The sequence below is a fragment of the Bradyrhizobium sp. Ash2021 genome, assembly GCF_031202265.1.
In the GTDB taxonomy this organism is placed as follows: Bacteria; Pseudomonadota; Alphaproteobacteria; order Rhizobiales; family Xanthobacteraceae; genus Bradyrhizobium.
Genome location: NZ_CP100604.1, coordinates 2719778 through 2743491, shown reverse-complemented (window position 1 = coordinate 2743491; position 23714 = coordinate 2719778). Strand labels below are relative to the sequence as shown.

The 23714-nt window shown below is 63.2% G+C and carries 24 protein-coding genes; 6 read left to right on the top strand and 18 right to left on the bottom strand.

Annotated features, from left to right (window positions below; all coding sequences use genetic code 11):
- Positions 1–81 precede the first annotated feature (81 nt).
- Positions 82–237: a DUF3096 domain-containing protein gene (locus NL528_RS13235; RefSeq protein WP_309183095.1), complete on the bottom strand. Its 156-nt coding sequence runs from the start codon at positions 235–237 to the stop codon at positions 82–84.
- A 351-nt stretch (positions 238–588) separates the two neighbouring features.
- Between NL528_RS13235 and NL528_RS13230 the strand changes: the two genes are divergently transcribed.
- The gene (locus tag NL528_RS13230; protein ID WP_309183094.1) at positions 589–945 is read left to right on the top strand and encodes a DUF1236 domain-containing protein; all 357 of its coding nucleotides are present in this window, start codon (positions 589–591) and stop codon (positions 943–945) included.
- A gap of 294 nt (positions 946–1239) precedes the next feature.
- Here NL528_RS13230 and NL528_RS13225 read toward each other — a convergent pair whose 3' ends face one another.
- The 7 genes from NL528_RS13225 to NL528_RS13195 form a co-directional block, all read right to left on the bottom strand.
- The gene (locus NL528_RS13225; RefSeq protein ID WP_309183093.1) at positions 1240–1848 is read right to left on the bottom strand and encodes a class I SAM-dependent methyltransferase; all 609 of its coding nucleotides are present in this window, start codon (positions 1846–1848) and stop codon (positions 1240–1242) included.
- Between the two features lie 3 nt (positions 1849–1851).
- Positions 1852–4197 carry a glycine--tRNA ligase subunit beta gene (gene glyS, locus NL528_RS13220; RefSeq protein ID WP_309183092.1) on the bottom strand — a complete coding sequence of 782 codons (2346 nt, stop codon included), beginning with the start codon at positions 4195–4197 and terminating at the stop codon, positions 1852–1854.
- Positions 4197–5132, bottom strand: coding sequence for a glycine--tRNA ligase subunit alpha (locus NL528_RS13215; RefSeq protein WP_309183091.1), 936 nt, complete (start codon positions 5130–5132; stop codon positions 4197–4199). The genes glyS and NL528_RS13215 overlap by 1 nt, the downstream gene beginning before the upstream one ends.
- 188 nt (positions 5133–5320) lie before the next feature.
- Positions 5321–5512 carry a hypothetical protein gene (locus tag NL528_RS13210; protein WP_074279761.1) on the bottom strand — a complete coding sequence of 64 codons (192 nt, stop codon included), beginning with the start codon at positions 5510–5512 and terminating at the stop codon, positions 5321–5323.
- Between the two features lie 111 nt (positions 5513–5623).
- Positions 5624–6535, bottom strand: a complete 912-nt coding sequence (locus NL528_RS13205) for a S49 family peptidase (RefSeq protein ID WP_309183090.1) — start codon at positions 6533–6535, stop codon at positions 5624–5626.
- Between the two features lie 240 nt (positions 6536–6775).
- Entirely contained in the window at positions 6776–7552 is a 777-nt protein-coding gene (locus NL528_RS13200; RefSeq protein WP_309184886.1) for a methyltransferase, read from the bottom strand.
- A gap of 85 nt (positions 7553–7637) precedes the next feature.
- A complete protein-coding gene (locus NL528_RS13195) occupies positions 7638–7865 on the bottom strand; it encodes a DUF2007 domain-containing protein (protein WP_309183089.1) in 228 nt (75 codons plus the stop codon).
- A 136-nt stretch (positions 7866–8001) separates the two neighbouring features.
- Here NL528_RS13195 and NL528_RS13190 point away from each other — a divergent pair, with 136 nt between their 5' ends.
- A complete protein-coding gene (locus NL528_RS13190) occupies positions 8002–9012 on the top strand; it encodes a polyprenyl synthetase family protein (protein ID WP_309183088.1) in 1011 nt (336 codons plus the stop codon).
- 133 nt (positions 9013–9145) lie between these two features.
- Here the strand turns inward: NL528_RS13190 and NL528_RS13185 are convergent, their stop codons facing one another.
- From NL528_RS13185 to NL528_RS13175, 3 genes are all read right to left on the bottom strand, one after another.
- Positions 9146–10030, bottom strand: a complete 885-nt coding sequence (locus NL528_RS13185; RefSeq protein WP_309183087.1) for a 4-(cytidine 5'-diphospho)-2-C-methyl-D-erythritol kinase — start codon at positions 10028–10030, stop codon at positions 9146–9148.
- 23 nt (positions 10031–10053) lie between these two features.
- The gene (locus tag NL528_RS13180; RefSeq protein WP_309183086.1) at positions 10054–11841 is read right to left on the bottom strand and encodes a tetratricopeptide repeat protein; all 1788 of its coding nucleotides are present in this window, start codon (positions 11839–11841) and stop codon (positions 10054–10056) included.
- Between the two features lie 307 nt (positions 11842–12148).
- Entirely contained in the window at positions 12149–13807 is a 1659-nt protein-coding gene (locus NL528_RS13175) for an electron transfer flavoprotein-ubiquinone oxidoreductase (protein WP_309183085.1), read from the bottom strand.
- A gap of 227 nt (positions 13808–14034) precedes the next feature.
- On the opposite strand from NL528_RS13175, the gene NL528_RS13170 reads away from it, so the two are divergent.
- Positions 14035–14874 carry a uracil-DNA glycosylase gene (locus tag NL528_RS13170; protein ID WP_309183084.1) on the top strand — a complete coding sequence of 280 codons (840 nt, stop codon included), beginning with the start codon at positions 14035–14037 and terminating at the stop codon, positions 14872–14874.
- Between the two features lie 87 nt (positions 14875–14961).
- Here NL528_RS13170 and NL528_RS13165 read toward each other — a convergent pair whose 3' ends face one another.
- From NL528_RS13165 to NL528_RS13145, 5 genes are all read right to left on the bottom strand, one after another.
- A complete protein-coding gene (locus NL528_RS13165; protein ID WP_309183083.1) occupies positions 14962–16470 on the bottom strand; it encodes a glycosyltransferase family 39 protein in 1509 nt (502 codons plus the stop codon).
- Between the two features lie 116 nt (positions 16471–16586).
- A complete protein-coding gene (locus NL528_RS13160) occupies positions 16587–17330 on the bottom strand; it encodes a ribonuclease HII (RefSeq protein WP_309183082.1) in 744 nt (247 codons plus the stop codon).
- Between the two features lie 48 nt (positions 17331–17378).
- Positions 17379–18056: a GNAT family N-acetyltransferase gene (locus tag NL528_RS13155; RefSeq protein WP_309183081.1), complete on the bottom strand. Its 678-nt coding sequence runs from the start codon at positions 18054–18056 to the stop codon at positions 17379–17381.
- Complete coding sequence (locus NL528_RS13150; protein ID WP_309183080.1) at positions 18028–18483, bottom strand: VOC family protein; 456 nt, start codon at positions 18481–18483, stop codon at positions 18028–18030. The genes NL528_RS13155 and NL528_RS13150 overlap by 29 nt, the downstream gene beginning before the upstream one ends.
- Before the next feature lie 140 nt (positions 18484–18623).
- Positions 18624–19784: a PA0069 family radical SAM protein gene (locus NL528_RS13145; protein WP_309183079.1), complete on the bottom strand. Its 1161-nt coding sequence runs from the start codon at positions 19782–19784 to the stop codon at positions 18624–18626.
- A 191-nt stretch (positions 19785–19975) separates the two neighbouring features.
- Between NL528_RS13145 and NL528_RS13140 the strand changes: the two genes are divergently transcribed.
- The 3 genes from NL528_RS13140 (at position 19976) to NL528_RS47075 (ending at position 21814) form a co-directional block, all read left to right on the top strand.
- Positions 19976–20545: a glycosyl transferase gene (locus tag NL528_RS13140; protein ID WP_309183078.1), complete on the top strand. Its 570-nt coding sequence runs from the start codon at positions 19976–19978 to the stop codon at positions 20543–20545.
- Positions 20546–20668: 123 nt separating this feature from the next.
- Complete coding sequence (locus NL528_RS13135; RefSeq protein WP_309183077.1) at positions 20669–21613, top strand: helix-turn-helix domain-containing GNAT family N-acetyltransferase; 945 nt, start codon at positions 20669–20671, stop codon at positions 21611–21613.
- 96 nt (positions 21614–21709) lie between these two features.
- Positions 21710–21814 carry an RSP_7527 family protein gene (locus NL528_RS47075; RefSeq protein WP_375144054.1) on the top strand — a complete coding sequence of 35 codons (105 nt, stop codon included), beginning with the start codon at positions 21710–21712 and terminating at the stop codon, positions 21812–21814.
- A gap of 136 nt (positions 21815–21950) precedes the next feature.
- Here NL528_RS47075 and moaB read toward each other — a convergent pair whose 3' ends face one another.
- On the bottom strand, positions 21951–22511 hold the full coding sequence (moaB, locus tag NL528_RS13130) for a molybdenum cofactor biosynthesis protein B (protein ID WP_309183076.1): 561 nt from the start codon (positions 22509–22511) through the stop codon (positions 21951–21953).
- 143 nt (positions 22512–22654) lie between these two features.
- On the bottom strand, positions 22655–23590 hold the full coding sequence (locus NL528_RS13125) for a neutral zinc metallopeptidase (protein WP_309183075.1): 936 nt from the start codon (positions 23588–23590) through the stop codon (positions 22655–22657).
- Positions 23591–23714: the final 124 nt, after the last annotated feature.

Below are 23714 nucleotides of genomic sequence, written 5' to 3'. Positions count from 1 at the left end.
TCCGAAAAGAGGGGGAGAAGATGCGCGCCTTACACCACTTTGAGGGGGTCCGCGCAAGCCGCGAAACCCGCCTTTCCTGCGCTACAGGTGAAACATCTTGAGCACGCCGAGACCGACCAGACCGACGAAGATCAGATAGATTGCTACGATGAAATTGAGCAGCCGCGGCATGAGCAAGATCAAAATACCCGCGATCAGGGCGACGATGGCGGGAACATGCGCAGCGGTGATGGTCATTCAAATGCCTCCGGCAGATCTGGTGGAAAATCGAATCGAGGGCGGCAACTTACCCGCTGGCGCGGTTCCGGAATAGGAGACGCTTGTGGCGTCCATGGGTTCCGGTTCCGGAAAAATTGTCAGGAAGATTGATCGAGAAAACTGCCGGGAAAAGCCGCCGGCAAACTGCAAACAAAAACAGCAAGAAACCTGCCCAGAAAAATGCCCGAAATTGCCGCGTATGCGGCCGCCCTTTTTCGGAACAATGCCGCGCGCGACGAATTGGCTCGCCTGGAGCGTTTTCGAGCGAAGTGGGTACCGGTTCGCGTGAAGAAAACGCGTCAAAGAAAAAGCCCCGCGAAGGAGTTGAGCATGCGGAACAGGATACTTGCCATTGCAGCGATCGCAACCGCGATCAGTACACCGATCGCCGCGCAGGCCCAGAGCACCGTGGGCGCCGTTCGCGGCGGCACGGTTATCGTCGACGACAACGAGGGCATCGCGGTCGATCAGCGCCCGGCCTTCCGTGAATACATCGTGCGCGAACGGGTTCCGAACTACACCATTCCGGATCGCGTGATCGTCGGCGGCGTGCTGCCGGAAACCGGCGTCACCTATTACGATGTGCCGCAGACCTTCGGCGTCACGCCCTATCGCTACACCGTGGTGAATGGCCAGACCGTGCTGGTCGAACCGCGTTCGCGTCGCATCGTTCAGGTGGTCGAGTAGTCTCGATAATCTGAATGATTGGTCCGGGCGCCGCGCAAGCGGATATGCGCGAGTTCCGACCGGACATGAAAGCCCCGTCCGGCTCCCCCTCCGGGCGGGGCTTTTCATTACGTATCGTGTTCCGGACGCGATGCAGCGTGAAACGCTGCTTCGCTGCGCCGGGACCCACGCTGATGGACCCCGGATCAGCAGCGCATCACGTCACAAGCCATAGCGCGTCGAAGACGCGCGTAAACGCGCTGATGGCACTGCGCAGCATCCGGGGAACGAAAATCCGGAGCGAAGCAGAACCCATCAATCGCGGTTCTGCAAACCCGGCTTCTTCACCACCAGGCGGTGAATCTTTTTGCCGGATGAGGCGCTGACCACCTCTTCGTCGAGGAATGGCGTGCCATCAGGCAATTCGGTGCGCACCAGCGCCGCGTCAAACGCGGCATAGAACCGGCCATCGCCGTCGCGAATGTCGCACTTATCGGTGACACGCCAGCTCAGATAGAGCACGCCGCTCGGCTTGACGATGTCGAGCAGCCGGCGGACGGCAGGGCCGATCTGCGCACAGCCGAGATGCATGATCACGGTTTCGCAGAGCACGTTGTCATAGGCATCGGCGGCGATGCCCTGAAGTTTCGGCAATTCCGCGTGCGCAAAGTTCAGATTTGGATATCGCGCGCGCGCCTCGGCCAGCAGTCCATCCGAAGCGTCGAAGCCGACGGCCGGAAAACCGTTCGCATTGAGCCAGGCCACCTCGCGGCCACAGCCGCAGCCGATATCGGCGGTGGTCCCGCCCCGGATGAAGAAACGCGCGACGGTTTCCTGCAGATCGACGGGGGCCGGCTGCGCATGCCAATCCTTCGCGAACGTTGCCGCATCATGATCGTAGGCGGCAAGCGTCTGGCGATCCATGGCTTAACCTTCGATCTTCGAAAAATCCGCCACCGCGCGCGTCGCCGCGCGGATCTCATTGAGCAATCTTAGCCGATTCTCGCGCACCTTTGGATCGTCATCATTGACCTTGACCTTGTCAAAGAAGGCGTCGACCGCCGGCCGCAACTTGGCCATCGCGCTCATCGCGGCGGCAAAATCTTCCTTGGCCACGGCGGTGCCGGCTTCGTTCTTCACCTGATCGATCGCCTTCGCCAGCGCCTTCTCTTCGTCGAGGGCGTAGAGCGCGGCATCCGGCGCACCATCAAAGCTGCGCTTGTCCCTTTTCTCCTCGATCCCGAGGATATTGTTCGCGCGTTTTGTGCCGGCGAGCAGGTTCTTGCCGTCGTCGCTGTCGAGGAATTTGCCGAGCGCCTCGACGCGGCGGACGACGAGCAGGAGGTCATCCTGACCGCCAAGCGAGAATACGGCATCGACGAGATCGTGACGTGCACCTTGATCGCGGAGCTGAACTTTTAAGCGGTCGGCGAAAAAGGAGAGCAGATCGGCCCGAACCTGTTCGCAGGAAGGCAACGTTCCGACAATGTCATGCCCCTGATCGATGGCATCAGCCAGCAGGAGAGTTATTGTGCCCCTCGCATCGCTCCGTTGCTCGACCTTAGAGGTGCAAACAATGGCTGGCTTTGTCAGGTCAAGCACAGCCTTCGACTTGAACGGCTCCGACCGTGTTCGTTCGTCCGCAAATGCGGCAGTTATTGATGCATGGTTTCTGCCATCTTCAGTTGGAAGAAATACAAAAGTGTTTCCACGCTGATTTCGAAGTAAGTGAAGCAAATATGAACTCCTGAATAGTTCAGTGAGCGAGCAGCGAATTAGACTCTCAAGAAGCAGCCTAATTACCCCGAGCGCCGCGCGACGTAGCGCGTAAGGATCCTTCGATCCTGTCGGTTTCTCGTCGATCACCCAGAACCCAACCAGCGTGTCGATCTTGTCGGCCAGCGCCACAGCCACGCTCACCGGGTCGGTCGGCACGCGATCGGTCGGCCCCTGCGGCTTGTAATGCTCTTCGCTCGCGGCGGCGACGGAAGCATCCTCGCCCTGCGCCAGCGCGTAGTATTTGCCCATCAAGCCCTGCAGCTCCGGGAATTCGCCGACCACTTCGGTCAGCAAATCCGCCTTCGCCAGATGCGCCGCGCGCTTTGTCTTTTCGAAATCGGCGCCGACCAGCGGCGCGATCTCGGCCGCCAGCCGTTCGATGCGCTTGATGCGCTCGCCCTGCGTGCCCAGCTTCTCGTGAAACACGATTCCGTCGAATTTCGGCAGCCGGGCTTCCAGCCTGGTCTTCAGATCGCTTTCATAGAAAAACTTCGCATCGCTCAACCGCGCACGGATCACGCGCTCGTTGCCGGCGACGATGGCCTTGCCGCCGTCGCTCGCCTCGATGTTGGCGGTGAGGATGAATTTGTTGGTCAGTTTTCCCGTCTTGGGGTCTTTGACCACGAAGCACTTCTGGTTGTTGCGGATGGTGGCGCGGATCACCTCGCCCGGGATCGACAGGAATTCCGGGTCGAACGAGCCCATCAACACGACGGGCCATTCGACGAGGCCTGAGACCTCATCCAGCAGCACCTGGTCCTCGACCAGTTCGAACCCCTGCGCGAAGGCCAACTGCTTGGCGTCGGTAACGATGGTATCCTTGCGGCGCTCCGGATCGAGCACAACCTTGGCATCCAGCAGCTTCGCCTCGTAATCCTCAAAACGGCGCACGGAGATCGCGGCCGGCGCCATAAAGCGATGGCCAAAAGTAGTTTGGCCCGCTTCGATCCCGGCAACGTCGAACTTCACCACGTCGGGCTCTTCGGTCTCGAGGCCGAAGGTCGCGATGATGGCGTGCAGCGGCCGCACCCAGGTGAGCGAACCCGATTTCGCCGAGCGCTCGCCCCAGCGCATCGATTTCGGCCACGGGAAGGTGCGCACGATCACCGGCAGATTCTCAGCGAGCACGTCGAGCGTGGGACGGCCGGGCTTTTCGATCAGCGCGATGTAAAAGTCGCCCTTCTTGGGATCGGTCTGGATCCTGGCCTCGCTGAGCGAGGCAAGGCCGGTGGCTTTCAAAAAGCCCTGGATCGCCGCATCCGCTCCGCCGACGCGCGGGCCGCGGCGCTCTTCCTTCAGATCCGATTGCCGCGCGGGAATACCGTGCACGGTCAGCGTCAGCCGCCGCGGCGTCGCGAACGCCTTGGCGCCTTCATAGACCAGTCCTTCGGCCACCAGCTTGTCGGTGACCATGCGGCGCAGATCGTCCGCCGCCTTCGCCTGCATGCGCGCGGGGATTTCTTCGGAAAACAGCTCTAACAGGAGATCGGGCATCAGACCGCCCTGCCCGCTTCGGTGTGGACCCAGGCTTCGCCGCAGGCTCTTGCGAGGTCGCGCACGCGCATGATGTAGCTTGCCCGCTCCGTTACCGAGATTACGCCGCGAGCATCGAGCAAATTGAAGACATGGCTTGCCTTGATGCACTGGTCATAGGCCGGCAGCGCCATCAGATGTTCTTTCTGGTTGCTTCCCTCGCGCCATCCGGCGGCGAGATATTTCTTGCAGGCCTCTTCCGCCATCTTGAACTGCTCGAACAGCATCGTCGTGTCGGCATATTCAAAATTGTGCCGGGAATATTCCTGCTCGGCCTGCAGGAACACGTCGCCATAGGTCACCTTGTCGGCGCCGTCGCGGCCGTTGAAATTGAGGTCGTAGACGCGATCAACGCCCTGCACATACATCGCAAGCCGCTCGAGCCCGTAGGTGAGTTCGCCGGCGACCGGCGCGCATTCGACGCCCGCGACCTGCTGAAAGTAAGTGAACTGCGACACTTCCATGCCGTCGCACCAGCACTCCCAGCCCAGGCCCCACGCACCCAGCGTCGGGCTTTCCCAGTCGTCCTCGACAAAGCGGATGTCGTGCAGCGCGGAGTCGATGCCGATCGCGGCCAGCGACTTCAGGTACAGGTCCTGAAGGTTCGGCGGCGATGGCTTCATGATGACCTGAAACTGGTAATAGTGCTGCAGGCGGTTGGGGTTTTCGCCGTAACGGCCGTCCTTCGGCCGGCGCGACGGCTGCACATACGCCGCATTCCATTGCTTCGGCCCCAGCGCGCGCAGCGTCGTCGCCGGATGAAACGTGCCGGCGCCCATTTCCATGTCGTAAGGCTGCAGGATCACGCAGCCCTGATCGGCCCAGAACCGCTGCAGAGCAAGAATAAAACCCTGGAACGAGCGTTCCGGGCGCATATGAGCGGGTATGGCGTCCATCGTCAGAATCGGTCTCGCGAGGGGTTTTGAAGCGCGCGGGACCGTATCGGCGGGGGGACAGGGAATCAAGGCGATGCCGGGGCTCGACTTAGGGCGTCATTCCGGGATGGTGCGCTAGCACCAGACCCGGAATCTCGAGATTCCGGGTTCGTTTCGCTTCGCTTCACGCCCCGGAATGACGGCCGTTCCTAGCCCGGGCGATAGGCGCCGGTGACAGGGTCGCGGCGCAGCGTCGGGATATCGCCGGAACGGGCGGCTTCGGCCACGCGGGCCAGGCGCGCTTCTTCCAGCTCCCTGTTGATCCTGACGGCGGTCTTGTAGGCCCAGCGGACCACGGCCAGCCCACCCAGGGCGCCGGCGAATGCGATCAACGGTGGCATCGGTCGATCCTTGTCGTTCACGTCGGTCGGACCCCCATGACGGTATTCTCGCGCAAGCCGGCCCGCGCCGCAATTGGCCTTTTGGGGCTAAATGGCGCGGGGTGCCTGCCCTTAAAACCCGAATTTCGCCCAAATCGCCCGGGTTTCGAGGGCGGAAATCAGCTCGTCCGGGAGGCCCGAAAGCCCGTCCAGCGACGCCAGCGTTCCAGCACCTGCCGATCTGCGGCCGAGAAGCCCGGCCAGCATCCCGCTGGCGGGCGCGATCACCGGCGTCAGCACCTTGTCGCCGTAGCGGGCGCGCAAGGTCGAGCGCAGGTCGCCGATGGCATCCGCCAGACCCATGGAGACCGAGGTCTCACCGGCCCAATATTCGCCGGTGAACAGGGTATCGTCGGCGCCCTTGAGGCGGCTGCCCCGGCTTTGCTTCACCAGCGCGATGAAGATGGCGTGGATCTCGCGCTGAAGCGCTTTTACGCGCGAGACATCATCGGGGTTCTCCGGCAGGAACGGATCGAGCATCGCCTTGTGTTCGCCGGCCGTATAGAGCCGCCGCTCGACGCCGATCCGCTTGATCAGATCCTGAAATCCAAAACTGCCGCCGACCACGCCGATCGAACCCAGGATCGAAGACGGATCGCAGAATATCTCGTCGCCGGCGCAGGCGATCATGTAGCCGCCGGATGCCGCGACGTCCTCGACGAACACCAGCACCGGCAAATTCTTTTCCGCGGCGAGTTGTCTGATCCGCAAATATATCTGGCGCGATTGCACCGGCGAGCCGCCGGGCGAATTGATCACCAGCGCCACCGCCTTGGCATTCCTGACCCCGAAAGCGCGTTCGAGCGTCTTGGCAACGCCCGCCAGCGACATACCCGGCCGCAACGGCGTCACCGCGCCGATCACGCCGGACAGCCGGACCACGGGCACCACCGCGGCGCCGCGCCGGAATTTCGCCGGAACGAATTCCTTCAGCCGCTCGAGGAGGCCCGGCATCACGCCGCGATCACGTGTTTGTTCACTCATGCCGTTACCTCGAATTAACCATTTTTTATCACCCCAATGTCATTGGAGAGCTGGAACGCCTTTTGCATTGCTGTGGTCAAGGCTGCAATGGCGCAGCGGAGAGTGACATGAAAATCTATCTCCTGATAATGCTGATCGGCACCATTTTGGCCGCGGTTCACTTCACTTCGACGCCCGATCGGCAGTCAGAAACACTCCCGCAATAGTTGCCTGCTCAAAGCCGGGGCGATCGGGCCGTCCTCACGGCATCGCCAGCGGTAATATTCCCTTCCCGGCCAGAACCTCCTGCACCTGTTTATTAGGCAGGCCTGACTCATCATTGAGCAGCAGGGTTGCCAGGATTTGCGTCGGCGCACGTCCGCCCTTGACGGCGCGAATCAAAACGCGGATCGCCGGCGCCGTCACGTCGGCGTGAACGGGCAATATCTGCAGACTGCCAAAGCCCCGTTCGAGCGCCGCCAGCACCTCGGCGATCCCGTCGGCCCGCCAGATTAGCGTCAGCATGCCCTTGGGCTTGAGGAGGCGTCGCGCCGCATGGATCCAGTTTTCGAGCGTGGTCGCGCTCGCCACATGCGCCGTTTCGCGCGCCTTGTCCGGTGAAATGCGATGCCGCGCGGGATCGTTGAACGGCGGATTCATCAGCACGGCATCGACGCTGTCGGGCCGAAGGCCGGCTGCGGCGAATGCCCCGGCCGCCGATTCGACATCGAGCACGATCACCTCGGCCGCGATCGCGTTGGCCGCCGCGTTCTCGCGCGCGAGTGACGCCAGCGTCGCATCGATCTCGACCAGCACGAGATCGACGTCAGTCACGCGTTTGGCAACCGCAAGTCCGGCAGCGCCGACGCCGGCGCCGAAATCGGCCACGCGATCGCCCGGACGCGCCGGCGTCGCCGCCGCCAGCAGCATGGCATCGTGACCGGCACGATGCCCCGATTTTAGTTGCCGCAGCCGCAATTGTCCGCCGAGAAATCCATCCTCGGTGACATCGAGGCCCGGAGCCTTATCGGTTCTGATTAGATCAGAACCGGGCTCCGCATTGTTTTTTTGACGCGTTTTCTTCACGCGAACCGGTGCCCACTTTGCTCGAAAACGCTCTGTCTCAATCATCGGCCCGCAATTCGTGGGCGAGGCCCGCATCGGCCAGCAGCTCGCGCGCCTCGCGGTTATCATCCTCGTGGACCAGGATGCGGCGCGGCAGCACCCCCAGCGACCCTTCGATGATGCTCATATTCTGGTCCAGCACCAGATGATGGATATTGGCGCCGTCGAGCAGCGCGCCGACAGCGGAAACCAGCACGATATCGTTGGTCCGAACCAATTCCCGCAATTTACGCTCTCCTTTACCTGCCCGGTGCGGGGGCCAGGCGGGCCATGTCAACCGCTTCGAGCCCTTGCCGCTTTGGTGCGCAGTTTCTATTGTTATACCCAAGGATAGTGCCGATTGGGCAAATGTGGAGACCAGCGTGGCGGTTATTGTACCCTTCGAAAGCCCATCGAACGCCTCAATAGATGCGCTGGTCACCCTTGTCGCCGCCGACATGGAGCGCGTCAACGCCACCATCCTGTCGCGGACCGGATCCGAGGTGACCATGATTCCCGAGGTCGCCAACCACCTGATTTCCTCCGGGGGAAAGCGTCTGCGCCCGATGCTGACGCTGGCGATGGCTAACCTCACGGGCTATTCCGGCGACGGCCATATCAAGTTAGCTGCCTCCGTCGAATTCATGCACACCGCCACCCTGCTGCATGACGACGTGGTCGACGAAAGCGAGCTGCGCCGCGGAAAACTGTCGGCGCGGATGCTGTGGGGGAATGAGGCCAGCGTGCTGGTCGGCGATTTCCTGCTCGGCCAGGCCTTCCGCATGATGGTCGAGGTCGGCTCGCTGCGCGCGCTCGACATCCTCTCTGCCGCTGCCGCCACAATCGCCGAAGGCGAAGTGATGCAGCTCGCCGCCGCCAAGAACACTCAAACCACCGAAGACGAATATCTCGCCGTGATCCGCGGCAAGACCGCCGAGTTGTTCGCCGCCGCCTGCGAGGTCGGTCCGGTGATCGCCAACCGGCCCAAGGCCGAGCAGACCGCGTGCCGCTCGGTCGGCATGAATCTCGGCATCGCGTTCCAGCTCGTCGACGACGTGCTGGACTATGGCGGCAAGGCCGCCAAGCTCGGCAAGAACATCGGCGACGATTTCCGCGAGGGCAAGATCACGCTGCCGGTGGTGCTGGCGTTCCGCCGCGGCAATGACAGCGAGCGCAAGTTCTGGATCAAGGCGCTGGAGCGCGGCGAGATCGGCGGTGGCGACCTCGACCACGCCATCGGCCTGATGACCAAGCACCGCGCGCTCGAGGATACGATCAGCCGCGCCCAGCATTACGGCGCGATGGCCGTCGATGCGCTGGCGCTGTTTCCGGCTTCCCCGATGAAGACCGCGCTGGAGCAAGTCGTGGCGTTCTGTTTGGCGCGGTCGCACTAGACAATAGAGATCGTCAGAGATCGTCATCCCCCGCGAAAGCGGGGGATCCAGTACGCCGCGGCTTCTCGGTAAAATCGCCAAGGTCTCTGGGATACTGGGTCACCCGCGTTCGCGGGTGACGACAGCGCGAAGCCTAGCTCAACGTCCCCGCATGCACCCACCAGCCGGGGTGGTCGCGCCGGATTTTGTCCGCCGCGCGGCCGGCGTCGGCGGTGTTCTCATAAATCGCAAAACAGGTCGCGCCCGAACCGGACATCCGCGCCAGCCAGGCCCCGTTGCTGGCCGACAGCGCCGAGATCACTTCGCCGATCACGGGCTGAATGCGCATCGCCGGCACCTCCAGGTCGTTGGAACTGGCCGCAAGCACTTCGACCCAGTCTTCGACCGATGCGCCGGCTTCCGGCCAGGCGGTGCCCCGGAGAATGTCCGTGGCGCCGACCAATAGCTCGCCATTGCGCAAGCCCAGCGCGGCGAACACGTCCTTGGTCGCCACGGGAACGCGCGGATTGACCATCACGCATGGCAGGATCGGCAGGCTCAGCGGCAACAGGGTCTCGCCGACGCCGGTCATGTCGCAGGCGTGGGAGGCGAGGCAGACCGGCACGTCGGCGCCGGTCGCAAGCCCGACCTGGAGCAACCGTTCGTCGTCGAGCGCGAGGCCATTGAGTTGCGCAAGCAACCGCAGCGCCGCCGCGGCATCGGCCGAGCCGCCACCTATACCGGCCGCGACCGGCAGCAGCTTGTCGAGGGTGAAACTGCCGACCTTCAGATCCGGCACGCGCTGCCCAAGCAGCCGCGCCGCCTTGAGCACGAGATTGTCGGATGTTTCGCCGCAGGCGCCGGCCAGCGGTCCCGACATGTTCAACCCAAGTTCGGAGCCGGGCGTCAATGTCAGGCGATCGGCGCAGTCGGCAAATGCCACCACGCTTTCGATGTCGTGATAGCCGTCAACGCGCCGCCCGACCACCCGCAGGGTCAGGTTGACCTTGGCACGCCCCTCCGCAATCAGCGCCGGCATTGACGAAGCCCCGAGCCCTTCGATCAGCCGCCCTTGCCGTCTTCTTTTTTCTTGTCGGCGGAAGCGGCCGAAGAAGAGGTGTCCTCCGGCAGGCCGTTCTCGATCTTGGCTTCGATCTTCGGCAGTTCTTCCGGTTCGGGCTTGAGGTCGCGGGCATGGGCCCACTGGAATTTCGCTTCCAGCGTGCGGCCGATGCGCCAATAGGCGTCGCCGAGATGATCGTTGATGGTGGGATCTTCGGGCTTGAGATCAATCGCGCGCTCGAGATTCTTCACCGCGTCTTCGTAATTGCCGATGCGGTAATAGGCCCAGCCGAGCGAGTCCACGATGTAGCCGTCGTCAGGACGCTGATCGACGGCACGCTTGATCATCTTCATGCCTTCGTCGAGATTGATGCCCTGATCGATCCAGGAATAGCCGAGATAGTTCAGCACATGCGGCTGCTCGGGCTGCATGTCGAGCGCCTTGCGCATGTCGGCTTCCGCCTTGCTCCACTGCTTGGAGCGCTCCTCGCAGATACCGCGATAATAATAGGTCACCCAGGCGTTCTTGTCGCCGCCGCTCGCCGGCATCACATCGATGGCCCGGGAATAGGTCGTGGCACAATCGCCAAACTTCTTGCGGCCGCGCTCGATATTACCGAGCGCCATGATGGCTTCGATGTCCTTGGAGTCTTCGGTGGTGACTTCCTTGAGGATCTTGATCGCCTCGTCGCTGCGGTCGGCGGCGTCGAGGTTCGTGGCGAGCTGGATCTGCGCATTGCGCTTCAGCGGCGAATTGGCCGGCATGCGCTCATAGACCTTGATCGCCATCGCCGGCTTCTTCACCGACTCATAGAGATCGGCGAGCGAGAGCAGCGCCAGCGAATGATTGGGCTGCAGATACAGCGCTAGCTGGAGATAGACCAGCGCCAGATCCTCGCCGCCGCGGCGGGTCAGCGTCGCGCCGATGCCATACAGCGCCTCGGCGGCGCCGGCCTGCGCCGTATCGATCAGCGGCGGCAGTTTCTTGCCGGCCTTGGCCTCGCGCATGCCTTCCAGCACGAGCGGATGCCGCGGCAGCTTCTTGTCGAATGCCTCGTAGACGCCGGTTGCAGCCGCCGCATCCTTGTTGCGCGTCAGCCAGCGGGCATATTCGTCGGACACGCGCAGCATGGAATCATCGAGCTTGTAGGCGCGCTCGAAGCGCGTACCGGCGTCCTTCTCCTTGCCCGAGAGCTCGAGGATCATGCCGGCGTGCAGATCCTTGAAGATCGGATACCATTCCGGACCCGTCAGCTTGTCGATGTTGGCGACCGCCGCCTTGGCGTCGCCGGCGCCGTAGCTGGCCCAGCCCGACAGCAGCGTCGCGACCAGATCGGTGATCGGTCCGCGGATCGACTGATTGATGTTGAGCTGCGCAGTCGAATATTTCTTCAGCTTGAGATCGCGCACGCCGACGACCAGCCGGGCGACGCGATTGGATTTGTCCAGCGTCAGGATGCGGTCGGCGAGCTTGACCGCCTCGTCGATGTCGCCGTCCGCCAGCGAGGAGATGAAGGCGCGGTCGAGCAGCTCGTTGTTCTTCGGATCGGTGCGAAGCGCCGAGCGATAGAACGCCGCCGCCGAATTGGAGTCGCGTTCGACGCTGGCGTGACGGGCCGCCAGATAGCTGCCGGAGGTGGTCAACCCCTTCAGATCGATCTTGCTCGGGAACTGCGCCGAGTTGTCGCCGGTATGCTCCGGCGTCTGCGCCAAAAGCGAGCCCGGGACGGCCAGCGCGGCGACGGTAAAGGCGGCGATCGTCCAGCGATTGAAACGAGTGGAAATCATCACGGTTCGCCTAGCTCCAGGATTTACGGATCTTCTCGAATGCGAACCCAAGCGGCGGCATCAAGGTCCGCGACAATGCCGCTTTTGGCGTTGAACCGCAAGGATACGGGTGACGAATCGATTGGCAGGTACCGCCCTCAGGCCGCCGATTCCGCACCACCCGGAAACGCTTTCAGTGTGGCGGTATCGTGGCCGGGCCGCCAGAACGCTGTTCCGGCGCTTGTTTTGAGGCGTTTTCTGCACGCGAATCAATATCCGCCCCGCTTGAAAACGATATGTAACCCGGCGCTGGCTCACGCAATCGTGGTCACATCGCCTCGTAATTGGGGCCGCCGCCGCCTTCCGGCGGAACCCAGGTAATGTTGCCGTTCGGGTCCTTTACGTCGCAGGTTTTGCAGTGGACGCAGTTCTGGGCGTTGATCTGGAAACGGGGACCTGCTGGTTCCTCGACCCATTCGTAAACCCCGGCCGGGCAATAACGGTTGGACGGACCGGCATAGACGTCGTGCTCGGAACTCTTCTGCAGGTTCATGTCGGCGACCTTGAGATGAACCGGCTGATCCTCTTCATGATTCGTGTTGGACAGGAACACTGACGAAAGCTTGTCGAACGATATCTTGCCGTCCGGCTTCGGGTAGGCGATCGGCGTGTGGGTCTTCGCCGGATCCAGCGTCTTGCGGTCAGGTTTTGCGTGCGACAGGGTTCCGAACAGCGAGAAGCCCAGCGTGTTACACCACATGTCGAAACCGGAGAGCACCATGCCAAACATGGTGCCGAACTTCGACAACATCGGTTTCGCATTGCGAACCCGGTGCAGATCCTTGCCGATAGCGGAATCGCGCCAGGCGTTCTCGTAATCGACCAGTTCATCATTGGCGCGACCGGCGCCCAGCGCTGCTGCAACATGCTCGGCCGCGAGCATGCCGCTGCCCATCGCGTTGTGCACGCCCTTGATGCGCGGCACGTTCACAAATCCAGCCGCACAGCCGACCAGTGCACCGCCCGGAAAAGTCAGCCGGGGCACCGACTGGTAGCCGCCCTCGGTGATGGCACGCGCGCCGTAGGCGAGTCGCTTGCCGCCCTCGAACACGGTACGAATCGAGGGATGGGTCTTGAAGCGCTGGAATTCGTCGAACGGCGACAGATACGGATCGTCGTAGTTCAGATGCACCACGAAGCCGACCGCGACCTTGTTGTCATCGTAGTGATAGAGGAAGGAGCCGCCGCCGGTCGAATCGTTCAGCGGCCAACCCAACGTGTGCTGGACCAGGCCCTTCTGGTGCTTGGCGGGATCGATCTCCCAGACTTCCTTCAACCCGATGCCGAACTTCGCCGGCTCACTCTTGGCGTCGAGCGAGAATTTCGCGATCAACTGCTTGGAGAGACTGCCGCGCGCGCCCTCGGCGAACAAAGTGTATTTGCCGAGCAGTTCCATGCCACGGGTGAACGAATCCTTGTGGGTGCCGTCCTTGGCGATGCCCATGTCGCCGGTCGCAATGCCGCGAACCGCGCCCTTGTCATCGTAGAGCATCTCGGCCGCGGCAAAGCCCGGATAGATCTCGACACCAAGCGCCTCCGCCTTCGGCGCCAGCCAGCGGCAGACATTGCCGAGCGAGCCGATATAGCAATGATGGTTGTTCATCAGCGGCGGCATCATGAAATTCGGCAACCGAAATGCGCCGCGCGCCGTCGCCCAATAGAAACGGTCATCCTTCACCTGCGTCTTGAGCGGGCAATCCGCGTCCTCGCGCCAGTCGGGAACGAGTTTGTCGAGCGAGACCGGATCGATCACCGCACCCGAGAGGATATGCGCGCCGACTTCGGAACCCTTCTCCACCACCACGATGTTGAGATCGGCATTGAGCTGCTTCAGCCGGATCGCGGCCGACAGGCCTGACGGCCCGGCGCCGACGATCACGACGTCGAATTCCATGGACTCACGCGGCGGTAGTTCTTCGGTGCTCATGATCTGATCTCAGCCCGGTTGAGAACGGCTCCAAGGTTTGTTTCTTTCCGATTTTTGCGGCAAGGACAACCATGGAAATGGCATCTGAGGCGTTTCGTAGCCGGCTAATCCATCCTGGAGCCTCGGTTCTGATTAGATCAGAACCGAGGCTCCAGGTTTTTGTTTTGACGCGTTTTCTTGACGCGAACCGGTATCCACTTCGCTCGAAAACGCTATAGATTGGCATAATGAACCCCACGCCTGAACCCGCCCCTACGTTAAAGCAATTGCTGGCCTTTTATCTCGAGTCCGGGGTCGATTGCGCGCTGACGGACGAGCCGGTCAACCGGTTGGCCGAGCCCGACGTCGTTCCCGCTGCGGCGCCGCGCGAAACGGCGGCACCGCGCGCGGTCCGGGAAATCCCGGCCGCAACGCCGCCAATTCCGCGCAACGAAACAGCGGTCGCGCCGGAAGCGGCAATCAACTCAGCCAGGGAAGCGGCGCGAACCGCGCCGACGCTGGAGGCGTTGCGCGCGCTACTGGAGAATTTCGGCGGCTGCGCACTGAAGCACACCGCGACGCGGCTGGTATTCGCCGACGGCAACCCGCAGGCGCGCATCATGTTCGTCGGCGAGGCCCCCGGACGCGACGAGGATATCGAGGGGCTGCCGTTTGTCGGACGTTCCGGCAAATTGCTGGACCGGATGATCGCGGCGATCGGGCTCGATCGCAGCAAGGCCTATATCGCCAATGTGATTCCGTGGCGGCCGCCCGGCAACCGCACGCCGACGCCGCAGGAGACGCAGATCTGCCTGCCGTTCATCCAGCGGCAGATCGAACTGGTCAATCCGGACGTGCTGGTGACGCTCGGCAATCCCTCAACGCAAACGCTGCTGCAGACCCGCGAGGGCATCATGAAAACCCGCGGGCGCTGGTTCGATTACGACACCGGAACCCGCACCATCCGCGCCATTGCCACGTTTCACCCGGCCTATCTGTTGCGGTCGCCGTCCTACAAGCGGATGTCGTGGCAGGATTTGCGCGCGATCGCCAAGGCGCTGGTGCAGACCGGGTCTCCCTCATCCTGAGGAGCACGCGCAAGCGTGCGTCTCGAAGGATGGGCCACGGGCCTCATGGTTCGAGACGGCGCTGGCGCGCCTCCTCACCACGAGGAACTACGGCGTCTTCGGCCGCACGATGGCCCAACCGATCCGCAGCAGCGGTTGCCGGCCATTCACCATCCATTCGAAGGCGCGCGGCACTTCCGGCACCAGGCCGGGAAACCGTTGCGCGATATCGGCGGGCGGCGTGCCTGAGGTGTCGGAAGCACGCCAGACCAGGACGCCGCCGGTTTCATTGAACTTCGTCACGTTAAGCCACGGCGTCCGTTCCGGCGCGGCATCGAGCAGCAGATGTGGGCGGCCCTTGTCCATCGCGACCAGGGCGGCAAGCTGCGGATCGCCCGTCACCGCGCGCAGCCGCTGGTTGGTGCGCCGCTCAAAACTGTCGCCGAAGAAATGCGCGATCGCATTCGCCGGCAGCGAGGTCGGCACGTCGGCAGTGCCGGTCCAGGGCAGGAACAGCGTCGCTGCGATCGCCACCAAGGCCGGCGCGGCCAGCGCCGCCGCCCAGACCGAACGCAACAGGCGCTGGCGCCGCAAATGGATCAGATCGCCGGTCGCAACGACCACGGCCAGTCCCGCCATCAGGAGCGCCACGCCTGCGCCGCCCACCACGTGGTCCAGATTGAACAGGCCGGCGATCAGGCTTCCGAGCAACGCCGGGGCAATCGCAAAGAAATAGACGAACTGGCGCGACAACGGATCGACCGGCGGCCGATAGATGATCGGCGTTTCCTCCGCATTGCGGGCGAACCAGCCCGAATTGAGGATCACGAGCAGCACGATGCCGGACATCGCCAGCACCAGGCCGCCGAGCAGGCTGCCCCAATGCAGCGCCCTTCCGCTGAGATCGTAGATCGCGGGTAACGGCGGCATGACCAGAAAATCCGACCGGAACAGCCAGATCAGATAGGGCAGCACCAATACGACGATCACCAGCAACGAATACAGCGGATCGAGCGACATCAGCGTGCGCCGCCCGCGCGGGGTGGCGAGCGCGAATCCGAGGACGAGCAGCAACAGCCCGATCGCTGCCGGTGTCGTCAGCAGCAACAGGCCGGCCTCGATCGACCATGCAAACCAGGCGTTGTGCCGTTTCTGGCCCATCAGCCGCCATGAATGCAAAAGCAGCATCGCCCAGAGCGGGCGCGCCAGCACCAGTGGACCGAATTCAACGCCGGGCGAGCTGAAGACCACCACCGTCATGGTCAATAGCACCGCGAGCACCGCCTGCTGGCCGCCGACAATGGCGCGGCCGAGCTGGTATAAGGTCAGGAAGGTCGCAATCGTGCACAGCTGCGCCAGCAGATAGACGCCGAACATGTGATTGCCGGCGGCACGGAACGCGATATCGGCGAGCCAGAACGCCAGTGGCGGGCCCAAATCAGTGCCGACCTGATATTCGCGGCCGAAGGCCAGCACCATCGCAAGGTCGCCGGGCGGGCTGCGATAGAGCAGCAACGGCAGGAACAGCCAAAGCCCGGCCTGAAACAGCACGACAAGCCAGACCACCAGCCGCGGCCGGGCGCGGATCAGTTCGACAACCAGGGAGGTGAAGCGCATGAAACGTCCGAAATGCCCAAGTAAATGCACAAGCAAACGTGCAGGCCAAGCGTTCAAGCCGGCCTTTTCCGATCCGCACGTGTGATAAAGGCCGCGGGTGGCGGAAGCAACTGGCGTTAGATAACGGCCGAAACCTCAGGCGTGATCGGCGTTTCGACCGTGAACAGGTCAGGTTTGACGGTGGCCGGCTGATGCTTTTCCCGCGCCGCGATGACGGGGGCGAAGAAGCGGCGGTGATGGACGCTCGGTCCCAGCTGGTCGAGGGCCTCGCGATGTTCCGGCACCGCATAGCCCTTGTGGGTTTCGAAACCGTAGCCCGGGCAATCCAGCGCCAGCGCGCACATCAGGCGGTCGCGCGTCACCTTGGCGATGATCGAGGCGGCGGCGATCGACATCACGATCCCGTCGCCGCCGATCACGGCGTCGCAATCGCAGGCCGTATCGATGCGGTCGCGGCCGTCGACGAAGACATGTTGCGGCGTCTCGGGCAGCGCCTGGACGGCACGTGCCAGCGCCCACAGCGAGGCGCGCAGGATATTGTCGCGATCGATTCGCGCCGGTGAGGCAAAGGCGACCGCAAACGACGCGGTCGCGCAAATTTCCTCGAACAATTCCTCGCGGCGTTCGGCGGTCAGCCGCTTGGAATCGTCGATGCCCTTGGGTATTCGCCTGGGGTCGAGCACGACGGCCGCAGCGACCACCGGACCTGCCAGCGGACCGCGCCCGGCCTCGTCGCAACCGGCCACCGGCCAGACCCCGCGCTTGATCAGCGTGCGCTCGCGGCGAAAGCTCGGCGGCGAAACCGCGATCACGCCTTTCGGCAGGCTGGCCGGCTGCTTCGTGGATTTGTCCCGAATCATGCCGGGATCGTGCGCAAGCGGCGGCCGTGGCACAACGAAAAAATCGAACTATGCCCGTTGTTCACGCGCCCGGGCGCGCCACTGTTCGTTCTCGATGCAGAAAACGCTGCGGTTGGCGCGCCTGGGTTCCGCCACGTCCTTCAAATACCGCAGTCCAAGCTTTTCAATGGCATGGATCGACGGACCGTTTCGTGGATCGACCAACCCGAGCAATCGGGAACAGTTGAGCTGCTCGAATCCAAAAGCGAGTTGCGCCTCGCCGATCTCGGTGGCGATCCCCCGGCCCCAGGCCCGGCGCGCCAGCACGAAACCGATCTCGAGGTCATCGGCCCCCAGGGCCTTGCAAGGGAACAAGCCGGCAAAGCCGATGACATCGTCGTCGGGTTTTTCCGTCAGGATCGCAATCCCTGTGAGACTGTCGCCGAACGTGAAATGCTTCCGCATCACCTCTTCGGCTCTTTGCTCCGTCATCGCTCCGCCCTGGAACACGTAACGCATGACGTCGGGGTCGCCGAGCACCCGCTCCCGCATGACCGGGATGTCCTGCTCTGTTGCCGTGCGCAGGACGAGGCGCGCGGTCGTCAGAATGACGATCGGTTGTTGTTTCGGCGCTGGCGCGGATTGGTCGCTCATAGGGCAGCAATACTGCACTTTGCCCAAAGCGAGAAGGTCACCCCAGGCCGCCGGTCGCGCTGTTTCAGTCCGGCAGGCGAACCCGCCGGTCATCGCCGACTTCAATGCCGGGCGCGACCACGACTTCCCAGGGATGATTGTCAGGATCGCCAAAATATCCGGAATAACCGCCGTAATCGGTCGTATGCGCCGGCTTCAACAGCGACGCGCCTTTGGAGACCGCGAAATCCAGCACCGCATCGACTTCCTCGGTCGAACCGCAGTTCCAGGCAAGCGTCGTTCCGCGAAAGGCTTGCGGCTTCGGCTTATCGGGAAGCGTGACGTCCTGCGCGAGCAGATCCCACGGAAAAAGTCCGAGCACGGTGCCGCCGGTGTCGAAGAATGCAACCGCTTCGCCGGTGGCGCGAAATCTTCGCGCAAAGCCGAGTGCTTCATAAAAGGCGATGCTGGCGCGCATATTGCTGACGCCGAGCGTGATGACGGTGAGACGCGGGACCGGCGCGGGCAGTTTTTTACTCATACAGTTTCCTCATCCGTCATTGCGAGGAGCCAACGGATCGCGCGAATGCGCGCCCGATGACAGGCTCCGCGGACGAAGCAATCCATTCTTTCTTTGCGCGGTCGCATGGATTGCTTCGCTTGCGCTCGCAATGACGACTATTAAAACAAACTCAGTTGCTGCCCGCTGCGCTTGGGCCTCGCAAAATGATCCGTCGTCAGCTTCGAGCGCCGCTTGTTGAGGCCAAGCTTTTCGCAGGCGATTTCGAACCGGCGGCCGATCATCCAGGCCATCGGGCCGGTGCCCTTCATCCGCGTGCCCCATTGCGAGTCGTAGTCGCGCCCGCCGCGCATGTCGCGGATCAGGGTGAAGACGTGGCGATAACGGTCGGGATAATTCGCCATCAGCCATTCGCGGAACAGGTCGCGCACTTCCAGCGGCAGCCGCAGCAGCACGTAGCTCGCTTCCCTGGCGCCGGCATGCGCCGCCGCATCGAGAATGCGCTCGATTTCGGCATCGTTCAGCGCGGGGATGACAGGTGCTACCATCACGGTTGCCGGAATGCCGGCCTCCGCCAGTTGCCGGATCGCCTCCAGCCGTTTTGGCGGCGTCGAGGCCCGCGGCTCCATGGTGCGCGCGAGTTTCGGATCGAGCGTCGTCACCGACAGCGCGACCTTGACCAGATTGCGTTTGGCCATCCTTGCGAGAATGTCGATGTCGCGCGTTACCAGCGCCGATTTGGTCACGATGCCGACGGGATGGCCGGCGCGTTCCAGCACTTCGAGAATGCCGCGCATGATCTTGTATTCGCGCTCGATCGGCTGATACGGATCGGTGTTGGTGCCGATCGCGATCATGCGCGGTTCGTAACCCGGCGCCGCCAGTTCCTTCTCCAGCAACTCCGGCGCGTCCGGCTTGGCGAGCAGTTTCGATTCGAAATCCAGCCCCGGCGACAGGCCGAGATAGGCGTGGGTCGGCCGCGCGAAGCAGTAGACGCAGCCATGCTCGCAGCCCCGATAGGGATTGATCGAGCGGTCGAAGCCGATGTCGGGCGAGTCGTTGCGGGCGATCACCTTGCGCGAGGTATCGATCGAAACCGTGGTCTTGAACGGCGGCAGCTCGTCCAGGCTCTGCCAGCCGTCGTCGAAGGCGACCCGGGCCTCAGCCTCGAAGCGGCCGCTGTCGTTGGACTGTGCGCCGCGGCCGCGCCGCCGTTCGCGGTCGATCGCAACGGCGCGTTCCGGAAAAGGAGTCGCACCCGCCGGTTCGGAGGGCGCCGTGACCGGCGGGTGCTTGAGGGCATGAGAGGATGCTCGGCTCATGGGTCAGTACATAGCACGCCTTGAGAACAAATCAAGAACAACGATGACGACAATCCACAACGTGAAAACAAAAACTGGATTGGAGCAGCCGTCGCCGCTCGACGCAAAAAACTGCAGCCGGACGGCTGTTTTGATTGTGACAAGATGCTAACAGTGCAGCGTTTTTCACTGTTTGAGCCATCGAAGCCTCAATGCTGAGCGTGATTATTCCGACCGACGGGGTCGAACAGCCTGCCGTCGCGACGCTGGCGGCCTTGGTGCCGGGCGCAGCGGCCGGCCTGGTGCGCGAGGTGGTGCTGGTCGACCGCGCCGGTACCGGCGTGATCGAACGGGTCGCCGACGTCGCCGGCTGCCGCTTTCTGCCATTCGAGGGAACGCGCGCCGCGGCACTGGCGGCGGGCGCACGTCAGGCGCGCTCACCCTGGCTGATGTTCCTGCACGCCGGCGCCGTGCTCGACTCCGGCTGGATCGAGGAGACCACGCAATTCATCCAGGGCGTCGCGAACAGCGGCCGGCCCCGCGCCGGGATTTTTCGCTATGCCCGCTCGCCCTATGCCGACACGGGGCTGCGCGACGGCCTCAAATTCGTGGCCCGCATGATTGCGGGTCCGTCGGCCGAACAGGGGCTCTTGATCGCCCGCGATCATTACGACCGGCTCGGCGGTTACCGGCCGGATGCCCGCCGTTCCGAAGCCCGCCTGCTTCGGCAGCTCGGCCGCCGCTCCCGCACGATGCTGCGCAGCCGCATCGTGGTCGCCTAGGCGGGCTGGCCCCCAACAAATATTGAAACCGGATTCCGCTCCAATCAGAGCCCGACAGCGCCGCCAAAATATACTTGCCAAAGTCAAATAATTATTTGACAATGGCAAGTATCGAGGCGCGCCATGACTCTACAAGATTCGGCTCCACAGGATTCCGACGACCAGATCGCGGCGGTACGCGCTTTCAATCGCTTCTACACCCGCAAGCTCGGCGTGCTCGACCAGCATCTGATGAAAAGTCCGTTCTCGCTGAGCGAGGCGCGGGTGCTGTACGAACTCGCGCACCGGGATGATTTGTCCGCCAAGGAGATCGGAGCCGAACTCGGCCTCGATGCCGGCTATCTCAGCCGGATCGTCCAGAATTTCGATGATAGCGGGTTGATCACCCGCAAGCCGCTGGCCTCGGACCGCCGGCAGTACCGGCTCGCTTTGACGGCCAGGGGACGCCAGGCTTTTGCGAAGCTCGATCGCAGTTCGCACGACGAGGTCGGCGCGATGCTGGCCGCGTTGCCGCGCGGCGCTGGCGCGCGGCTGACCGGCGCGATGGGGACAATCGAACGTCTGCTCGGCGATTCACAGGCGCCATTTCCGCCCGCGATCCTGCGCGAGCCCCGCCCGGGAGACATGGGATGGGTGGTGCAGAGCCACGGTGCGCTCTATGCCAGCGAATACGGTTTTGATTCATCGTTCGAGGGCCTGGTCGCGGAGATCGCGGCAAAGTTCCTCGCCTCGTTCGACGCCTCCCGGGAGCGCTGCTGGATCGCCGACATCGATGGCGTCCAGGTCGGCTCGGTGTTCCTGGTCCGGCATAGCGACGATGTCGCAAAACTGCGGTTGCTGCTGGTCGATCCGGCCGGCCGCGGACAGGGGCTGGGCCAGCGGCTGGTCGCCGAATGCATCGGCTTTGCGAAGGCCTGCGGCTATCGCAAGATCACGCTGTGGACCCAGAGCATTCTGGTCGCCGCCCGCAGGATTTATCAGGACGCCGGATTCGTGCTGGTCGCCACCGAGCCGCATCGCAGCTTTGGCCAAAGCCTGATCGGCGAGACCTGGGAGCGCGAATTGTAATGCATAGCGTTTTCGAGCGAAGTGGCCACCGGTTCGCGTGAAGAAAACGCGTCAAAACGAGAAGCCTTCGCACCGCGGCGCATCACGCCGGAGCTCATGGCATTTTATAAACGGCGAGCGCATCGGTTACGCGCCGAAGCCATCCGGAAGACGGGCAGCGCGTTGTGGGCGTCACTGATGCGGATCATCGGGTGGCGTTGACGGCAACTGATCTGAAATTTGTTGCTTCGTCATTCCGGGATGCGCCTCTTGGCGCAGACCCGGAATCCATACTCACGATCATGGTTATGGATTCCGGGCTCGTCCTTCGGACGCCCCGGAATGACGAATGGAGAGACTACGCCGACGCGCCCTGCGCCTTCGGCCGCCGCAGATGCTCGTCCAGCCGCGGCATGATCTCGACGAAATTGCAGGGCCGCGTGCGGTAATCGAGTTGGGCGGCCAGGATGCCGTCCCAGCCGTCGCGGCAGGCGCCCGGCGAACCCGGCAGGCAGAAGATGAAGGTCGCGCCGGCAACGCCGGCGGTAGCCCTGCTCTGGATCGTCGAGGTACCGATCTTGGCGTGGCTCAGCATATGGAAGGCGATCGAAAATCCATCCATCCGCTTTTCGAACAGCGGCTCGATCGCCTCCGGCGTGACGTCGCGGCCGGTAAAGCCGGTGCCGCCGGTGGTGATGATGGCATCGATACCCGGATCGACGATCCACCGCTTGACGAGGTTGCGGATCGCATCGACGTCGTCGACGACGATCTCGCGCGCCGCGAGATGGTGACCGGCGGCAACAAGCCGGTCCGCCAGCGTCGCGCCGGACTTGTCATCGGCGAGCGAGCGGGTGTCGGAAATCGTCAGCACCGCGATGTTGAGCGGCACGAATTGCTTGGTTTCATCGATGGACATTGCACGACACCTCTTCGCCACACACTCTGACGTCATCCTGAGGTGCGCGCGCAGCGCGCCTCGAAGGATGGGCCGGGGGCTCGTCATCCTTCGAGGCTCGCGAAGAGCTCGCACCTCAGGATGATGCTACCATCACCTAACGGCTACAACGCCCCCGAACCGAATGTATTGCAGGCCTGCACCGTTCCCTGCTGATAGCCGGTCATGAACCATTGCTTGCGCTGCGCGGCGGAGCCGTGGGTGAAGGAATCGGGCACCACCCGCCCCGTGGCCTGCCGCTGCAGCGTGTCGTCGCCGATCGCGGATGCCGTCGTCAGCGCGGCGTCGATGTCGCCGGCTTCGAGGAAGCCCGGCCGCTTCTTCTCCTCGCGATTGACCCAGACGCCGGACAGGCAATCCGCCTGCAGCTCGACCTTGACCTGCAGCGCGTTGGCTTCGGCCTTGCTGCCGGCCTGCTGCTGCAGCCGCGTCACGCGCGGCAGGATGCCGAGCAGGTTCTGGATATGGTGGCCGGCCTCATGGGCGATGATATAGGCCGCGGTGAACTTGCAGGCGTTGCCCGAGCAGCCGCGAAACCGGGTCTCGACCTCACGGAAGAAACCGGTGTCGAGGAATATCTGCTTGTCCGGCGGACAGTAGAACGGCCCCATCGCCGATTGCGCCATGCCGCAGCGCCCGCCATTGGTGGAATTGCGGAACAACACGATTTTTGGACCGATATAGGATTGTCCGCTGGCCCGGAAAATCTCGCTCCAGCGATCGTCGATCTCGCCGAGGATGCCGGAGATCATGCTGCCCATCTCGTCTTTCGGCGCGCCGGTCTTGGTCGTCCCAGACCTGCGCTCGGTCTGAATGGTCGGCGCCTGGCCACCGCCGCCGGTGAGAATTTCCGCGCCGCCGATCAGGATGCGCGGATCGATGCCGAAGGCGTAGCCGACCAGGCCGAGCACGATGATGGTACCGATGCCGAGCCCGCCGCCACCGCCCATCGGAAGACCGAAGCCACCTCCGCCACCGCCGCCGCTGTCGTCGCGACGGTCCTCGATGTCGTCGCTGCGGCGGAAATCATCGTAACGCATGGCGGTTATTCCTCATTCCCGGCTGGTGGCTCTTAGATACGCAACGCGGCACAAACCTAAAATTTCCGATCCATTAATCAATAACCCGCCCGGCAATTATTGCCTAGTGCGCAGAACCGGCGAA